General features: G+C 46.3%; 12 protein-coding genes and 1 pseudogene. 5 read left to right on the top strand and 8 right to left on the bottom strand.

What is annotated here, in order from left to right; genetic code table 11:
• The first annotated feature begins 148 nt into the window (after window positions 1–148).
• Window positions 149–463, top strand: a complete 315-nt coding sequence (locus HRM2_RS02895; RefSeq protein WP_041273010.1) for a hypothetical protein — start codon at window positions 149–151, stop codon at window positions 461–463.
• Window positions 464–699: 236 nt separating this feature from the next.
• Here HRM2_RS02895 and HRM2_RS02890 read toward each other — a convergent pair whose 3' ends face one another.
• Entirely contained in the window at window positions 700–1668 is a 969-nt protein-coding gene (locus HRM2_RS02890; protein ID WP_012662960.1) for an MBL fold metallo-hydrolase, read from the bottom strand.
• A 435-nt stretch (window positions 1669–2103) separates the two neighbouring features.
• Entirely contained in the window at window positions 2104–2865 is a 762-nt protein-coding gene (locus HRM2_RS02885; RefSeq protein ID WP_012662958.1) for an endonuclease/exonuclease/phosphatase family protein, read from the bottom strand.
• A 116-nt stretch (window positions 2866–2981) separates the two neighbouring features.
• Between HRM2_RS02885 and HRM2_RS24885 the strand changes: the two genes are divergently transcribed.
• Window positions 2982–5978, top strand: a complete 2997-nt coding sequence (locus tag HRM2_RS24885; RefSeq protein WP_012662957.1) for an ATP-binding protein — start codon at window positions 2982–2984, stop codon at window positions 5976–5978.
• A gap of 95 nt (window positions 5979–6073) precedes the next feature.
• Here HRM2_RS24885 and HRM2_RS02875 read toward each other — a convergent pair whose 3' ends face one another.
• From HRM2_RS02875 to HRM2_RS02850, 6 genes are all read right to left on the bottom strand, one after another.
• Window positions 6074–6514 carry a flavodoxin domain-containing protein gene (locus HRM2_RS02875; protein ID WP_012662956.1) on the bottom strand — a complete coding sequence of 147 codons (441 nt, stop codon included), beginning with the start codon at window positions 6512–6514 and terminating at the stop codon, window positions 6074–6076.
• A 351-nt stretch (window positions 6515–6865) separates the two neighbouring features.
• Window positions 6866–8917, bottom strand: coding sequence for an NAD(P)(+) transhydrogenase (Re/Si-specific) subunit beta (locus HRM2_RS02870; RefSeq protein WP_012662955.1), 2052 nt, complete (start codon window positions 8915–8917; stop codon window positions 6866–6868).
• Complete coding sequence (locus HRM2_RS02865) at window positions 8910–9212, bottom strand: NAD(P) transhydrogenase subunit alpha (protein WP_012662954.1); 303 nt, start codon at window positions 9210–9212, stop codon at window positions 8910–8912. The genes HRM2_RS02870 and HRM2_RS02865 overlap by 8 nt, the downstream gene beginning before the upstream one ends.
• A 200-nt stretch (window positions 9213–9412) precedes the next feature.
• Entirely contained in the window at window positions 9413–10573 is a 1161-nt protein-coding gene (locus HRM2_RS02860; RefSeq protein WP_041273009.1) for an NAD(P) transhydrogenase subunit alpha, read from the bottom strand.
• Between the two features lie 22 nt (window positions 10574–10595).
• Window positions 10596–11045, bottom strand: coding sequence for a hypothetical protein (locus tag HRM2_RS02855; RefSeq protein ID WP_012662952.1), 450 nt, complete (start codon window positions 11043–11045; stop codon window positions 10596–10598).
• A 514-nt stretch (window positions 11046–11559) separates the two neighbouring features.
• Window positions 11560–13149 (bottom strand): cache domain-containing protein, encoded by a 1590-nt coding sequence (locus HRM2_RS02850; RefSeq protein ID WP_041273008.1) that lies wholly within the window; start codon window positions 13147–13149, stop codon window positions 11560–11562.
• A gap of 431 nt (window positions 13150–13580) precedes the next feature.
• On the opposite strand from HRM2_RS02850, the pseudogene HRM2_RS26470 reads away from it, so the two are divergent.
• The 3 genes and pseudogenes from HRM2_RS26470 to HRM2_RS02840 all read left to right on the top strand — a co-directional run.
• A pseudogene (locus HRM2_RS26470) lies at window positions 13581–13769 on the top strand (IS1380 family transposase); the annotation flags it as partial.
• Between the two features lie 834 nt (window positions 13770–14603).
• Window positions 14604–15560, top strand: coding sequence for an ATP-grasp domain-containing protein (locus HRM2_RS02845; protein WP_012662949.1), 957 nt, complete (start codon window positions 14604–14606; stop codon window positions 15558–15560).
• A gap of 292 nt (window positions 15561–15852) precedes the next feature.
• Window positions 15853–16434 (top strand): YrbL family protein, encoded by a 582-nt coding sequence (locus HRM2_RS02840; protein WP_012662948.1) that lies wholly within the window; start codon window positions 15853–15855, stop codon window positions 16432–16434.
• Window positions 16435–16441 lie beyond the last annotated feature (7 nt).

Below are 16441 nucleotides of genomic sequence, written 5' to 3'. Positions count from 1 at the left end.
GGGAAAGATCTGTTTCCCATCAAATTTTTAAAAGCATAATAAGCATGAATTTCAAATAGATATAAAATTCAAACAAATAAAAACACAGGGTTGTACGCTTTATGCATTCTTTCTAATTTACGTAACGTAGACAAAGGAGACAGGCACCATGACACCCGGTTTAAAACAGATTTTAATTCTAATTGTGACCATATTGTTAATCGTTCCGGTAATGACTGGCTTTTCCCAGGCGTCCCAGGCAGAAAGAACAGATACACCCCTGTCTGCGACCGTCGGCACAGACAAGGCAGAAACACCCACCGCCATGATCATTATCGGCATCAGCCTTATTCTCGTTGCAGGCATAATGAGAAAAAAACTGAACGGGAACATAACGTCAAACACCGCCATATCAGGGTCAAAGCATTTATCAGGTTATGTAAGGCCCCTGTTATCCCGTTTAAACACCATTTTTTTCCTTTAATTTATACAGATAAAATCCATTACACACACCCCTTTAAGCGAGACCGACCAGCTTAGGGACTCAGAAATAAATAATTCCTCAATCTTGCTTGTCTTTCAGCTCGTCTTCTGCGTTGCATCAAAGGGCACATATTTCAATATGCTCCCTTTGATACGCCTTGAATACGAGCTGAAATCCTGCACCATATTTGTGGAATTATTTACATCTGAGCCCCTTAAAGGGGTGATTTTTTTTGCTCAACCCTGGGAATAGACGATTCGATCGGCTGAAAAATGCTTCTGGATCCGATTTTCCTGCTCAAGTAAATGCAGATGGGAGATGGCCTCGCCCGTGGCAAACCACTTCTGGGCAATGGGAAAATCTTCCCAGGAGGCGGCCCGGATCTCCCAGGTCATCTGGGAGGCAGTGCCATAGGCGTCAAAACTGCCCTTTGAAAGAATGGTTTCAACCTCTTCAAGGCGCCTCTGGTGATGGATCTTGAGCTCGTCTATTCTCTTCTTAAGATCGGTAAAAAGCGTTCTGTGACCGGGCACCACGAGATCCACCGGAAGATTGTACACCTTGTCAAGGCTGCAAAGATAATCCTTTAACAGATTTTCATCCTCCTCCCAGCACTGGATGTTGGGGGTGATGTCCCCCAGGACATGATCTCCAGCAATGAAGATTTTATTTTCCGGCTCATAGAGACAGATGTGCCCGAGGGTGTGGCCCGGGGTTTCAATCGCGCGAAGGGTGTAATCACCCACACGGATCTCGTAATCGTCGTGGATCACCTGCATGGCAGGCTTCCACATGGAACCGTGCTTGAACCCGGGATGATTCTCCAGGGCAGCGCGAAGCTGTTCTGCCGGAAACCCGTTGACCTTTGCGGCCTCAAGCATGGGCTCCCACCCCTCCCAGGATTCCATGAGTTCAGCCTCGGGCCGGTTGAAATAAATCCGGGAATCAGGGGTGATCAAGCGGTGGAGCAGACCAAAATGATCAGCATGGAAATGGGTGATAAAAAAATCGGTCCTGTTCAGATCAATGCCAAGCTCGGTCAACCCACTGGTCATGGCGGCAAAACAGCTGTCATGGTTCAGGCCCGTATCAATGACAAGATTTCTATCCTTGCCCTTAAAAACAACTGAGTTGAGGGATTTAAGCGGTGTTTCCGGCAAAGGGATTTTGATGCAGAAAATATTGTTTGCGAGTTTCTTGATCATTTTAAAATGTCCCGGCTGTTTTGGCAGTTGAATTCATATTAAATCAGCATGGCCGGAGCATGGTATCTGCCCTGGCCACAACGAATGATGAAACACCTCTGTTTGCATGCTTCGTGGGTTTTTCATATAACCGGCATGGCCGGAGCGAGGTATGGCTCCGGCCTCAACGAATTTTGAAACACCTTCATTGACAATGCTTTGGCGAGTGTTTCATATAAAAAAAATCCGTGGTTTTCTTTTCATGTTGACAAAGCCCAATCACCGATATTATTTATACGGAAAATGTATAATTATCAAACAGAAAATATGAATTTTACGGCGTCCTGGTGGTGGCATCCCTTTTTTGCAAGCGCTGCCCGCATACTGTTTTCTGTCTGACGGTTGACAAAAAAAAGTTTAAACAACCCATGGAAAAAGTTTACGTAATCCATGATATTATCGGGTGAATTCAACCAGCACCGGAAAATGATCCGATGGAAAATGCCCTGAAAACCTTTCCCTGACGATCTTCTGGTTCAACGGGGTGATACCGCCCCGGTATAGAATCCAGTCAATATGCCCTCCCCTGTCCTTGCCAGTAAAGCCGTGGAAGGTATAGGCGTGGGCATTTTCAAAGGCATCCTCAAATCCGTTGTCCAGGAATACCCTGTGGGCTGCTCCCCCGGGGATCGAATTAAAATCACCTGTAATAACCGTGGGCAAATCAGTCAAACTCCCAGGAGAGAATTCAGACAAAAAATCCACAACCAGCCCGGCACTCAGGGCCTGCACCGTCTCTGCAAAATCAAAGTGGGTGTTTGCCATGACAACGGCCATGTCCCCCTGCTCAAACTGCCCCAGGGTACATTGTCTAGGCCAGCGGCTGCCATCCAACCGGCTCTCCTTTTGGGGCGTTCGACTCAGAAACAAGTGGTTCGCCGCCTTGCAGGTCCACTGCTTCCGGTAAAAAATCAAATTGTTCTGCCATAACTCAGGAGACGTATCCCTGCGGCCGATAAAGCCGTACCCGTCCAGCAACCGGCAGAGAAAGTCGGCCTGGAAATTGTTCACCTCCTGGAATCCGACGAAATCAGGCTGATAGTGCTCAAACAAAAGGGGGTAACCCTTTTTCCGATTTTCCCAGCAATCAGGGCCATCGTCGGCCAGGCCAAATCGAAGATTAAAAGTCATTACTGAAAAAGAACCGGGATCTGTCATGTCTGTCTCCTTGGATTAAAATCACGGGGCTTTTGCATACAACCTTGACAAACAACCCCTTTTTTCCCTATATATATACATATTTGCAACCAAAGGCACACAGCAAAGGCTGGGGTATGAAATCAATAGACATGGGCTCAATCGGCAAAAATTTATCCCTGCTGGTACTGATTGCTGTCCTGCCGGCCCTGGCGATTATTCTGTATACGGGTGTGGAACAGCGACTGCATGCCATTGGGAATACCAGGGAGCAGGTACTTCTTGTCACCCACACAATGGCCGAAATTCAGACCGACATTGACAGATCTGCCCAGCAGATCCTTTCCACCCTGGCCATGCTTCCACAGGTCAACAGCCTTGACATCAAAAGCTGCAATACGATTTTCAAGGCCGTGCTCGGGCAGAATCCAAACCTCCAGAACATTACCTTGACCAACACCCAGGGGGAGGTCCTGGCATCGGGCCTCTCGTTTAACTACTCAAACCTGAAAGACCGTAAACATTTCCAACAGGCCCTTGAACGAAAAAAATTCAGCATGGGAGAATATATTCTCTCCCGGGTGGGCAAAAAAACGCCGGCCATTGCCTTTGCCTATCCGGTACTCGACAACGGCGGCAATCCCACGGCCATTTTGACCACGTCAATCTCCCTGGCCCGGTTTTCCAGCTTCTATGACGATCTTGAGCTGGATGAAGACACATTTATCTCCATAACCGACCATCGAGGCGTCAGGCTGCTCTACTACCCCCCCAGGGAAGAGACAAACCCCGTGGGCAAGTCAATACAGGCAGCGGCCTGGAAGGCATGCAGCCGGGCACTTACACCCGGCATATTCATGGAAAAAGGGTCAGACGGGGTACGCCGGATTTTTGCCTACCGACCGGTTCAGCTATCGTCTGAAGCCACACCTGAATTTTACATGTGGACGGGCATCCCAGAAGCCAAAGTCCTTGGGCCGGCCAACGCCATTCTGGCAAGGAACCTGCTGCTCATGCTGGTGGCTGCCGCAAGTGCACTTCTGGTTTCCTGGATCATGGGCAAAAAAGCCCTGATTACACCCATAAAGGAATTGGTCGCGATGGCAGGTAAATTTGCCAAAGGAGATCTTGAAATACCGGAAAAACCAGCCTTTAAATCAGGTGAACTTGGTACATTGACCCAGGCACTCCACGATATGGCAGCAAGCCTTGCAATAAACCGGAAAAGCCTGGAGCAGAATGAAACACGACTGCGCCTTTTAATGGACAGCCTGGATGCCGTTGTGTATGTCAAAGACATGGACACCCATGACGTTTTGTTCATCAACCAATACGGCAAAAAACAGATCGGCGACATCACCGGCACAACCTGCTGGCAGACCATGCAGAAAGACCAGAATGGCCCCTGTTCCTTCTGCACCGACAAATACCTTTTAGACGACCAGGGCGACCCCCAGGGGATATATACCTGGGAATTTCAAAATACAATCACGGGTCGCTGGTATTACATAAGGGACCGGGCCATCAAATGGATAGACGGTCGCCTGGTCCGACTGGAAATCGCAACGGACATTACAGAAAAAAAAGAAACCGATGCCAAAATAGCCGAAGAAAGAGAACGACTGGCAGTGACCCTGAGAAGCATTGGCGACGGGGTCATTACCACGGATACCCAGAGCCGGATTTGTCTCATGAACACAGTTGCCGAAACCCTTACCGGCTGGAGCACCACCCAGGCAGCCGGGCGGTCATTGACAGAAATTTTCAACATTGTCGACATGACAACCGATCAGGCCTGTAAAAACCCCGTTGAAAAGGTTCTGGCCTCGGGAGAAACGATTAACATGGCATCCCCCATGACCTTGATTTCAAAAAACGGGGACAGGAAACACATTGCCGACAGTGCTTCCCCAATCCTGGACATGCAGGGCAATGTCACTGGCGTTGTTCTAGTTTTCAGGGATGTCACCGAGCAGCTTTGTACGGAACAGGAACTGCGGAAAATCACAAAACTCGAATCAATCGGCGTTCTTGCCGGGGGAATAGCCCATGATTACAACAATATTCTGTCAGCTATCATCGGCAATATCCAGCTCACCCTAATGGATTCAAACCTGACGGACAGAACACAAAGATTTATCAAACAAGCCCTGGATGCATCCCTGCGTGCAAAAAATCTGACCATCCAACTGCTCACCTTTTCAAAGGGCGGTCGACCTGTCAAAAAGACCGCATCCCTTGTCCGCTTGATCAGGGATTTTGTTGATTCGACCTGCCGGGCCAGTAACATCGCCTGTCACTGTTCCTTTCCAGATGACCTCTGGCCTGTGGAAATTGACAGGAGCCAGATGGGCCAGGTGGTCCAGAAGTTGATTCAAAATGCCTGCAATGCCATGCCCAACGGCGGCACCATTGAGGTGTCATGCCAGAATGTGAGGTCCAGCCCAACGAAACACCCGGACATTGCCCCCGCCTCCAACCGGGTGGAGATGAGCATAAAAGATACAGGCGTAGGAATTGCAGAAAATTTACTCGACAAAATATTTGACCCCTATTTTTCAACAAATCAGCCGGGAAGAGGTCTTGGACTTGCCATATGTCATTCCATCGTGACCCAGCACAACGGACAGATCTCCGTGAAATCCACCCCGGGAAAAGGATCAACCTTTACCGTTCATCTTCCCGCCTCAACACAGAGGTCAGAATCCACCACCCAAAGGAAAAAAAGCGTTCAGGAGGCAAGAAAATTGCGGATATTGATAATGGACGATGAAGAAATGTTGCGGGATCTTACCAGGGCAATGCTAACCGACCTGGGACACGACACCTTTCTTGCCAAAGACGGCGTGGAAGCCATTGAAGTTTATAAAAAAGCCATGGACAACAACACCCCCATTGATCTGACCATCATGGACCTGACCATTCCCGGAGGCATGGGAGGAAAAGAAGCCGTACAAAAGCTGCTGAAGATCAATCCAAAGGCAAAGGTCATTGTTTCCAGCGGTTATTCAAACGATCCGGTAATGGCAGACTTCAAGGCCCATGGTTTTTGCGCGACCCTTTCAAAACCAAGCCGGCTCGCTGATTTCACAGATCTCATCAACCGATTCACGGATCAGGATTTAACCATTTAAAATAGTGGGCCTTTGGTGAAACGCGGAAGAGGGTCTAAAAGGCGAGCATTTTTATTGTGGCCGGATCAGATAGCCTGCTCCGGCCATTCTGGCTACTACAACTTTTCGGCCAGGACCTTTCCATACTGCTGGCAGGCCTTTGTACCTTCATCTGTCTTCATCATCGCTTCAGTTAAGTTTAGGGGGCCAAGATCCACCATATCCATTTTAAATACATATAGCATGGTATCAAAAATCATGGGAGCTGACTCACCGCTATGGGTATGGGAACCAAAGGCTCCTCCAATTTTACCCGTTAGATTGGCCTTTTCAGCCAGAAAGAGAAACTGTTTCATGCCGGAGGTCATATCCTTGTGGTAGGTGGGACATCCAAAGATAAATCCATCAAAACCGGACAAAGCCTTTTCATTTTTAATGGCCGAAGTTTTCATCAACGTCGCTTCATGCCCACCCATACGAATCCCTTCAGCCAGATAATTTGCCATTTTTTCGGTAACACCGGTTCTGCTTACATAGGCGATCATTACTTTTTTCATGTCTTCCCCTTTTAAATTTTAATGTTGCAGATAGTGATAGATTGATTTGGATATCCCCAATTCCATAATTCCATGGGGTCTGTTTTTACACAATCCTTTAATATAGCAAAATGAATGCCATTTTTTAATATTTCAGAGACCACAAACCAAAAAAAAGACAACCATGCCATAAACAACCAATAATATAGGGTTTTTCGCAACAGACGATTCTACGATAATAATTTTCGTTTTCTTACCAAGGATAAATTCAGATGCCCACAGACAGATCTGTATCATACAGGCAAACAAAAGTGTCTCACAAGAACAAAAGGGTTTGATCAGAATCTGTGTCAACAGCCGTGAACCACGGGCTTAAGTCATCTGCTTTATCCCGTTGATTAAATCCCGGGCCGTTAGAGCGGCATCACCCAGCACCATGATGGTTTTCGGATTTTGATACAGACTGTTTTCAACCCCGGAATACCCCGGCTTTTCATCAAAATTACAGACGATGATCTGTTTGGCATCCTGGGCCATGAGTATGGGCATTCCCGAGAGAGGCGTTCCTTCAACCGCCATGGCCGTGGGATTTACCACGTCGCAGGCACCAAAGACAATGGCGACATCTGTCTGTAAAAATTCAGAATTGATCTCGTCCATCTCATAAAGCTTGCCATAATCGACCTCTGCTTCAGCCAGGAGCACATTCATATGGCCAGGCATTCGACCGGCCACGGGATGGATGGCAAATTTCACCTCCTTGCCCATACCTTCGAGCAGGGATGCAAGCTCAACTACCTTGAACTGGGCCTGGGCCATGGCCATGCCATACCCGGGAATCACAATGATTTTTTCTGCAGCCACCAGGGCAGCCAGGGCTTTGTCCAGAAGATTGTCTATATCAGCCAAGCCTGGAACCGGGTCTGCAGCAGTTCGGAGTTCTGAAATACTGTCCTGGGAAAGACTCGCCTGGGAAAGACGCCCATTGATCTCTTTCAGAGTCTTTCGGGCATCTCCGAAAAGCATCGTCGTACGGCTATCAAGATACAGGGGGTTGGCAACACCGGAATAGCCGGGTTTATCGTCCAGATTACAGCACACCACATGTTTTGATTCCTGGACAAGCAAAACAGGCATCCCTGAAATGGGTGAATCGTCCACGGCCATGGCCGCAGGATTCACCACATCACTGGCCCCGATCACAAGGGCAAGGTCTGTCTGGCTGAATTCAGTGTTGATGGCATCCATTTCATAGAGCAAATCATAGTCAACGCCTGCCTCGGCCAGCAGCACATTCATGTGACCGGGCATTCGACCAGCCACGGGATGGATGGCAAACTTCACCTGCTTGCCCATGGAAAGCAGGTGTTTTAAAAATTCAAGCACTTCAAACTGAGCCTGGGCCACGGCCATGCCATACCCCGGCACAATGATTATCCTGCGGGCGTTTCCAGCAATTTCAACAACCCTTTGCAGCGTATTTTCCGAATCTGAATTTTGGTCCGCCCCTTTGGCTGTTTCCCCGCCCTGGTCTGTTTCATCCATGGTCACAGCCGCTTGTTCAGGTTCAGCCAGGGGCTCAGGCTGCAAAACCGGCCGAACCTTTTCAACCGGAACAAAAATCCGGAACAGACTGCGGTTCATGGCCCTGCACATGACATGGGTCAATATCGACCCCGAGGCACCCACCATTGCCCCGCAGGAGATGAGCAATTTGCTCCCAATTATCATGCCGCAGAATGCCGCTGCCATGCCAGTCATTGCATTTAACAAAGAGATGAGAACGGGCATATCAGCCCCGCCAATGCGAATGGAAAAAAGAACACCAAACAGAACCGACAGCATAATAATTGCCAGATAGCAAACCACCCGACCGCCTGCAGGAACATACAAGGCCGCAACCATGAATAAAACAATGGCGGCAAAATTCACCATGACAAGCCAGGTATGACGAAAAAAAACCCTGGGTTTCTGAGCCAGGGTGTTGGACAACTTTCCACAGGCGACCATGCTGCCGCTGAAGGTTACAGCTCCAATGGCAAGCCCCAGAACACCTGAAACCCCATTGATCATTTCAAGATGAATCCCTGTCCGCATGAGTTCGACAAACGAGATACAAAAGGAAGCTGCCCCTCCAGCACCGTTTTGAAATGCAACCATGGCGGGAATCTGAATCATGGTGATCCGCCTTGCAACCCAGTATCCAAGACCAGAGCCCACCACAAGGGTCGCCGTCACAACATGGAGATGGTAAATACCGTTGCGATAAAGCACAAGACCAGCCCCAAGGGTAAGGGCAAAGGCCGCCGTAAGGTTACCCAGTTTTGCCCAATGGGGCCAGCGGAAAAGCCAAATGCCCAGGATAAGGATTCCAATCACTAAAAAATCAAGGAACAGGTTCAGGCATTCGTAAGTTTCACCCATGGCGATCAACCCTCCCCTCTTTTTTCTTGAACAGCCTTAACATCCGGTCCGTAATGGCAAAACCGCCCACAAGGTTGAAGGCGGCCATGACAAACGCAACACCACCAATGACCTGCTCTGTGCCCGTTGATTTAACGGAAAATAAAATCAAGGCCCCCAGAATGGTTACGGCGGAGATGGCGTTTGTCATGGACATGAGGGGCGTATGAAGCAGTGTGGGAACTCTGGAGATGAGAAAATATCCGACGACAAAGGAAAAAAGAAAAACCCCCAGCATCAATAAAAGGTTGATCATTGGTTTAATCTCCACAAACAGTTGATTATGACTTAGTGGCTAACCGAAAACCTGTGTTTGGATGGCTCGAAGAGGAGCTATGCTCACAAACTTGCCCAGATGCAAGGCGCAAGCAAAGCTGAAACCGGAGCGTACTGTAGTACGTGAGGATTTCAGGTTTGTGCAGCAACGCGGCATATGGGTGAGTTTTCGTTCAAAAACTATGCTAGACCCATGGCCTTGAGGGTCCCCCTATGAAAGAGTTTGCCTTTATGGGTAACCAGGGCACCCTTGACGATCTCATCGGTCATATCAAACTCTGACCCTACCCCTTTGAACAGGTTTTCGACAAAATAGTAGAGGTTATTGGCGTAGAGCCAGGACGAATGAACGGGCAACGACCCCGGAATATTCTTGATGCCGCAGATGTAGACACCATTATGGTAAGACTCTTTTCCAGGAACGGTCGCGGCGCAGTTTCCCCCCTGGTCAATGGAGACATCAACGATAACAGATCCGGGCTTCATGGATTCAACCATTTCCCGGGTGATAATATGCTGGGCAACCTCCCCTGGAACAAGGGCGCTTAAAATAATGATATCTGATTCCGCCACCAGGGGGGCCAGCTGTGTACGTTCCTTTTCAAGCCACTCCTGGGGCAGCGCCTTTGCATACCCGCCCTGACCGATGGCAAGTTCAGGGGGCACATCAAACCCCACGGCCTTGATGCCCAGGCTTTCGGCCTCTTGCCTGGCATCTGGGCGGATATCAACGGCCTTGACCACTCCTCCCAGCCTCTTTCCCGTTGCAATGGCCTGGAGACCGACAACACCCGTACCGATAACCAGAATATTGGCCGGCTTTATCATGCCAATGGAGGTTCCGATCATAGGAATGAATTTTGGAAAATTGGCTGCTGCAATGATGATGGCCTTGTATCCTGTGATTGCGCTCATGGATGTCAACGGGTCCATGCGTTGTGCCCTTGAAATCCTGGGGATGCCGTCCATGGTAAAAGCTGTGACTCCACGGGCCTGGAGTTTTTTCACATCCCCATGATTTGAAGGGGCTGCTGGATGCAGAAAGGTAATCAATATCTGATTTTCCCTGAGCATGTCGATTTCATGCCGGTTAAAGGTTTCGTTGAACAGAGGCTCTTTGACTTTTAAAATAATATCCGCCCTGGCAAACACCTCGGCAGCATCAGCAACAATTTCCGCCCCTGCCTGCTGGTAGGTATCATCATGGGCAAAAGCACCCATACCGGCTTTTGTTTCCACCAGTACATCAAAACCAAGCCCCTTGAATTTCCCAATGGTTTCCGGAAGTGCCGCCACCCTGTTTTCCTTGGCCATTATCTCTTTTGGTATTCCGATCAGCATATTGTACCTCCCTGTCATTTTTTTAACCCCGGTTAATAGCCTGCCTGATCCCGGCCACTGAATTTTGCAACGCATGGTGGAACTTAGGTGGTTCCGGAGAGGCGAGCAAGGCCTCCATTTCAACGATGATTTCACGAACAAACGATTGTAAGATATCCAGGTCAAATTGCCTGTTATCAATGATTTTCAGTATCAGCTGTTCAATTGCGTCTGCAGCAAGGATCCTGACATCATAATATAGATCATTGCGTTTTATTAACAAAAGAATCTCCCGGGCCAGATCAAGATCTGGATTTTTCACAAAGGCCAGGGACTCGATGGCAGCTTCGCGCAGACGCCAGTTCTGGTCAAACCTGAGCAGGCGAATCAATTGCTCCTGCCATTGATCAAGGGCCCCACCTTGTGTCAGCAGATCAAGTTTTTCCAGCACTACTCCCCAGTCGTTTAAGTTTCCAAAACCGTTGCTTGTCATCGTTTTCTCCAACTTGTTATGGCGTTAAACACAATCCGTCCCGGGCCCTTTCCACACCCTGGACCTGGGAACCGTTAACAGCAATGGTTATGCCAGGGAACCCGGCAAAGCATAACCTACTTAACTTAAAAGAAATATAACAAACAAGGAAGATCCAACGAGCCCATAAGAACCGATGCAGAATGCAACAAGTGTTGCACTCTGCATCGTAAAAAAGGAAAATGGATTTTGAAACCCGGGGGCGAATCTTTAAGTCGTTATAAAACTTGAATCCCATCGGCCATACGATTTAAATTTGATTTCCTGCTTTACAAATAATTATCCCTGTCCATGAAAACAATTTGGACTGAAATAAGAATACAACCGATATTGTTGTGAATCTTTATATGAAACACTCACCGAAGCATTGTAAACAGAGGCGTTTCATCATTCGTTGTGGCCGGTGAAGATACCTCGCTCCGGCCGTGCCGGTTATTTAAAATGACAGCCAGGTATTGGATAACTATTATTGAGTTTATTTGTCGCTATAAATGTCAAAGTCCGGATAATATTTTTGGGCACATTCCGGGCAGATACCGTGGCTAAATTCGGCTTCAGAACGATCATGAACATAATCGGCAACATCATGCCACTTGCCATCATCATCTCGTATTTTTTTACAATGACTGCAAATTGGCAAAAATCCGCTTAGGGTTTTTACATTTTCCAACGCTTTCTGCAATTCTGTAATCAGTCGTTCTCGGTCTGTCTCAGTCTTTTTACGTTCAGCAATTTCAACCTGCAACTGTTTATTTACACTTGTTAACTCACTGGTTCGTTCTTGTACTCGATGCTCCAAAGTTTCAAGGGTCTTGCTCAATTGCCAGGCCATTTGATTAAATGAATTTGTCAGTGACCTGACCTCTTTAAAACGAGTATTGTTCTCAATTTTCTCCCACCGGCCCAGACTCATCTCTTGAGTCGCTCGATTAAGTTGCAAAATCGGATGGGTTATTTTTCGTGTTATCACTATCCCCAAAATCAAGGTTCCTGCTAATATAATCAAGCTTACTAATATTGTGGCCCGAGTATTAGCTTCTACTGCCCCCATCAAATTTGATTCTGAAATAGCAATGCCAATGAGCCAATCTAAACCATATTCATCAGCAAAAGGAGTAACGCTCAAAAAATATCTCTGTCCCTCAACTTCAAGTTCCATCTGCTGTTTACTTGAAATCTGATCAATATTGGTAAATTGACGGTTTAGATAATTCGCTGTTTCAGAAATTAAAGGACTTGTACTGTCCATGGCTGACACCCTTTCCAACAGAACTTCCGACCCGCTCCTCTTTTCATGTAATAGCGGCTCTGACACAGATGACGCCACCAATAAGCCAGTCCGCTCAAGGATGAAGATTTGTCCGGTATTTATCGTCCTGATATTTTGTAAAAATTGTCCAATATACTCCAACGATAATGATGAGAGTTGCACCCCCAACAACTCCCTGGTGTTATTGTAAACCGGCAGCACCGCTGAGATGCCAATATTGCTTTGTGTGGCCCACACATAAATGGGACTCCAGGTTGGACCATTTGCCTCAACTGCAACTTGATACCAACTACGTTCCTGTGGCTGATAATCAGGCACAACCGTGACAATTTCAGTGAGTTCTCCCTGTTCATTCAACAGGTAAACCCGATAATCGTTGTTCAGACTCTTATCAACAATGCCACTTTCAAAGCTTCCGTCGCTTCGACGTCCCGCACCCGTGAATTCACCTATTTCCGACCCAAAGGCACAAGTCGTTACCGAATCAAAGGCTTGAATTTGATTAAGAAAATGTGTTCGCTGACTAGTTAAATCTCGTGGATCCACCAGACCACTCCGGATTGCATCAGCATTAATTTGATTGAGGGCCTGAGGCTTGGCTAAAAAATCATTGAGGGCGTTCTCAACACTAGATTGAATCGAATTTTGCATTTGATTAGCCAATTTTTTGGCGGCTTGCTGTCCATTACGAAAAGAGATATAGCCAATCAGGCTTGTTGTTACTACAATAAGAATAACGAACATTAAGATCAACGTGGTCCCAAAACTGATTTTTTTTTCTTCTATGTGTAACAAATATTATCCTCCCTTCCTCAGTCATCATCCACTATATTAAGCTCACAAGCTTGTCTGTGTGCAGCGGGCTGTTAACAGGCAAGAGAAAAATGGGGGTGCCCATCATCAACTTACCGCTGTAATTTTTGCTGTACTTTGCCGGTCACAACTAAATTGGAAATATGGTTGATAGGTTAATTTCAATTTTATACAAATCTGGAAACTCAACCATACTTACATCAAGGGCAATCACCTTCCATTAAAATTTTAATGATGTATTATCATGACATCCCCAATCCACCACCTAAAAAAAAGAAAAACCCCGTTTCGCTTGATGGTTCAAGCAGATAGAGTCTTTGTACGAACAGAAAACTATCATCAACGGGGTGAAACAAGTTATGACACAAGGCGTGCTTCCATTCAAGTATGAAGGAGAAAAAACTTAGACCGGCATGACCGCATTGGCTGGCCTGCCCGTCTATCTCGACTTGGCCAAAGTAATCGGATTGTCCAAATCCATCCAAAAACATCTGAAGGTAAGAGAGAACTCACAAGAATAGACCGACCCCCAGATGGTTTTGTCTTTGGTGCAGCTCAATCTGGTCTGTTGCGGGTGGGTTCTCCCCCTGACAGCTTTAGAAGAACCAGTTTGGGAAGTGTCTTACAAAACCACTCAAACTGCTCCGTCAACATGTCATCGATCTGGCGGTCTTTGTCCTAGCAGACGTTGCAGTGCATATTACAGCGCACAGTGACATCCATCTGAATCGATGGTTAGGTTTTTTTATCATACAGACCCCAGCCTTCCCATGATTTGGGAACAACAAAGTTAGTTTTGAGAAGTATATTAAGTCGAGTGAATTTCACTTGTCTTTCTCTAGGTTTTTTTAAACTATTGATTGTATCGATTGGTTTGAGTTATGTAAGAAAAAACCGATTGGAATGGCTTATAAAAAGGTTGGAGGCTTTCTTTTGTCGCTATATTCGGGTATAGAAAGAGCGTGCGAGTTAAATGAATTCAGGTTGGAGCGTTTTCTGTAAACTGTTCTGTGGTGTTCGTCGACACGGGCAGCGCGTTGGTTATCCATCCCAAATTTTCCAAGAGTTGAAAGATCGGGAGGCTGAGTTTCAAATGTTTGGAAACGCCCGGACATCCCCTCGGCGGCGTCAACTACCGGTTCGAGGAAGAAGCGGTCTGTTTCACAGGCGACACGCTGCTTAAAGGTGGAACGTCCCGCTCCAGCCGCGAAAAAAAAGCCCCCGAATCATTTTTAGAGGGGTATACAAAAACAGACTGTGGATTTGGGACATCCGAAACTATTCCATCTAATCAACCATTGTGATAACGATATAATTTTTCATATTAACCGGCACGGCCGGATTGAGCTATGGCTCCGGCCTCAACGAATTTTGAAACACCTTCATTGATAATGCTTTGGCGAGTGTTTCATATAAAAAAAAGAAAAGGAAAGTTTATGAAAATTGTTTTTCTATATGAACATCCTACCTGGTCTAATACCTTGATTGAAACATTTCGATCCAATGGTATTGATTTGGAATTGATCAATGTTGCAGACCTTTCTTTTCATACGGCCAAAGGGCGCCCTGATTTTGATTTCGCTGTCAATCGCATTAATATGATGCCGTCTTCTGGAAGAAATTCATCAATCGTTTTTCACACGCTTCATTACCTGAGTTGGTTGGAAAGCATGGGGGTAATTATTGTCAACGGCAGTCAGGCACACTTTGCCGGTGCCTCTAAAGCGCTTCAAAACGGACTGTTCACAAAACTGGCTCTCCATTGCCCGCAAGCTGTTGCTGTCTATCAGGCTCAAGATGTTTTAAAAGCCGCTAAAACAATAGGGTTCCCTCTTATTATCAAACCAAACATCGGTGGTTCCGGAAACGGAATTACCCGATATAACTCCTATCATGAACTGGAAACCGCTGTTAAATCCAATAAAGTCGATCTGGGTATTGATGGAACTGGCCTGGTTCAGGAATATATTCATTCCGATGGATACGTCTACCGGGTTGAAATTCTTGGTGAGCGCCTATTCTACAGCATCAAGCAAAAAATGATGGCGCACACCTTTAACTATTGTGCTGCAGACGGTTGTTCGGTGTCTCAGACGCCAGAGAATAACGATTCCTCTTTTGAATATTGTGCTCTGAACCAGGGAAACCGTATTCAGCCGTTTGAAGCCGATGAAAAAATTGTTGCACAGGTAATATCCATTATACACAACGCTGGTGCTGATCTTGGTGGTGTCGAATACCTGATGGATACCAAAACTGGCAAGCCCTGTTTTTATGATTTCAATCCCTACTCAAATTTTGTCTCTAATGGCCAGGCTTTGCTTGGTTTTTCACCGGAGCAGCGATTTGTTGACTATATAAAAGACATCTACTCCAGACGAATATCCAATTGAGCATCTTACCAAGTTCAAACGGGCAAACCGATTAACGCTCTCAGCCCGTATCGAACCATGGGAACCCTGCTCTGCACAAATTGATCATCATAACGATGACGGTTTGCAAAAGGTCCCTGGCAGCGGTGGCAAGTCCATTTAAAAAGGCTGAATCCGGGAATATATAAAAAAATTGTATTATCTTTTTTGTACTTAAACGTTGCTTTTTTTTATGAAGGATTTTATAAAACCCCTTTTACAAGCGTTTAAATAGCATAAAAAAGTAGGAGGATTTCAGCAACACAGGCATATTATGAGATTAGTTTCTAACCCCGGAGAAATAATTCAAATCGATACCGACCCAATCGGAGTAGGCGTCGAGCGAGTCTGTTATGTGCACCCCTACGACTCAAACAACATCATTAAAATCTCCAGAAAAAAAACGCTTCAAACAACCCGAGAGATCAAATATTACACAAAACTGATCAAACGGAAAAATGTTTCATTTGATCATTTGCCAAATTTTTATGGCACGGTCAAAACCAACCTGGGAGATGGTTTTGTAGTGGAACTGATCCGAGACTATGACGGCGAAATTTCAAAGTCATTAAATTGGCAATTAAAAAATGGTTTGCCTTTGACTGCCCTGCCTGACTATCTCGATGAATTGAAAAATTATTTTCTCAACAATCTGATTATATTCAATTATGATATGAGAGCGAATAATTTATTGTTTCAGAAAACATCAGAAAACAACGCCAGGCTGGTCCTGATTGACGGATTGGGCGATGTTGTATACATAAAATGGCTAAATATGTTCCCGTCTCATGTGAGGGAAAAAATACATAGGCGATTTGAACGGTTTACCCGAAAATTGTATTCCGCGTTCTCGTAAAATCAGT

The organism is Desulforapulum autotrophicum HRM2, assembly GCF_000020365.1.
Lineage (GTDB): Bacteria > Desulfobacterota > Desulfobacteria > Desulfobacterales > Desulfobacteraceae > Desulforapulum > Desulforapulum autotrophicum.
The sequence above is the reverse complement of the archived record's forward strand: the minus strand, read 5'-3'. Positions and strand labels throughout refer to the sequence as shown.

Bases quoted from the DNA above. Each gene is read 5' to 3' on its own strand.
- HRM2_RS02895 (WP_041273010.1), top strand. From the start codon at position 149: ATGACACCCGGTTTAAAACAGATTTTAATTCTAATTGTGACCATATTG.
- HRM2_RS02875 (WP_012662956.1), bottom strand. From the start codon at position 6,514: ATGAAAAAAGTAATGATCGCCTATGTAAGCAGAACCGGTGTTACCGAA.
- HRM2_RS24885 (WP_012662957.1), top strand. From the start codon at position 2,982: ATGAAATCAATAGACATGGGCTCAATCGGCAAAAATTTATCCCTGCTG.
- HRM2_RS02890 (WP_012662960.1), bottom strand. From the start codon at position 1,668: ATGATCAAGAAACTCGCAAACAATATTTTCTGCATCAAAATCCCTTTG.
- HRM2_RS02845 (WP_012662949.1), top strand. From the start codon at position 14,604: ATGAAAATTGTTTTTCTATATGAACATCCTACCTGGTCTAATACCTTG.
- HRM2_RS02840 (WP_012662948.1), top strand. From the start codon at position 15,853: ATGAGATTAGTTTCTAACCCCGGAGAAATAATTCAAATCGATACCGAC.
- HRM2_RS02860 (WP_041273009.1), bottom strand. From the start codon at position 10,573: ATGCTGATCGGAATACCAAAAGAGATAATGGCCAAGGAAAACAGGGTG.
- HRM2_RS02870 (WP_012662955.1), bottom strand. From the start codon at position 8,917: ATGGGTGAAACTTACGAATGCCTGAACCTGTTCCTTGATTTTTTAGTG.
- HRM2_RS02865 (WP_012662954.1), bottom strand. From the start codon at position 9,212: ATGATCAACCTTTTATTGATGCTGGGGGTTTTTCTTTTTTCCTTTGTC.
- HRM2_RS02885 (WP_012662958.1), bottom strand. From the start codon at position 2,865: ATGACAGATCCCGGTTCTTTTTCAGTAATGACTTTTAATCTTCGATTT.
- HRM2_RS02855 (WP_012662952.1), bottom strand. From the start codon at position 11,045: ATGACAAGCAACGGTTTTGGAAACTTAAACGACTGGGGAGTAGTGCTG.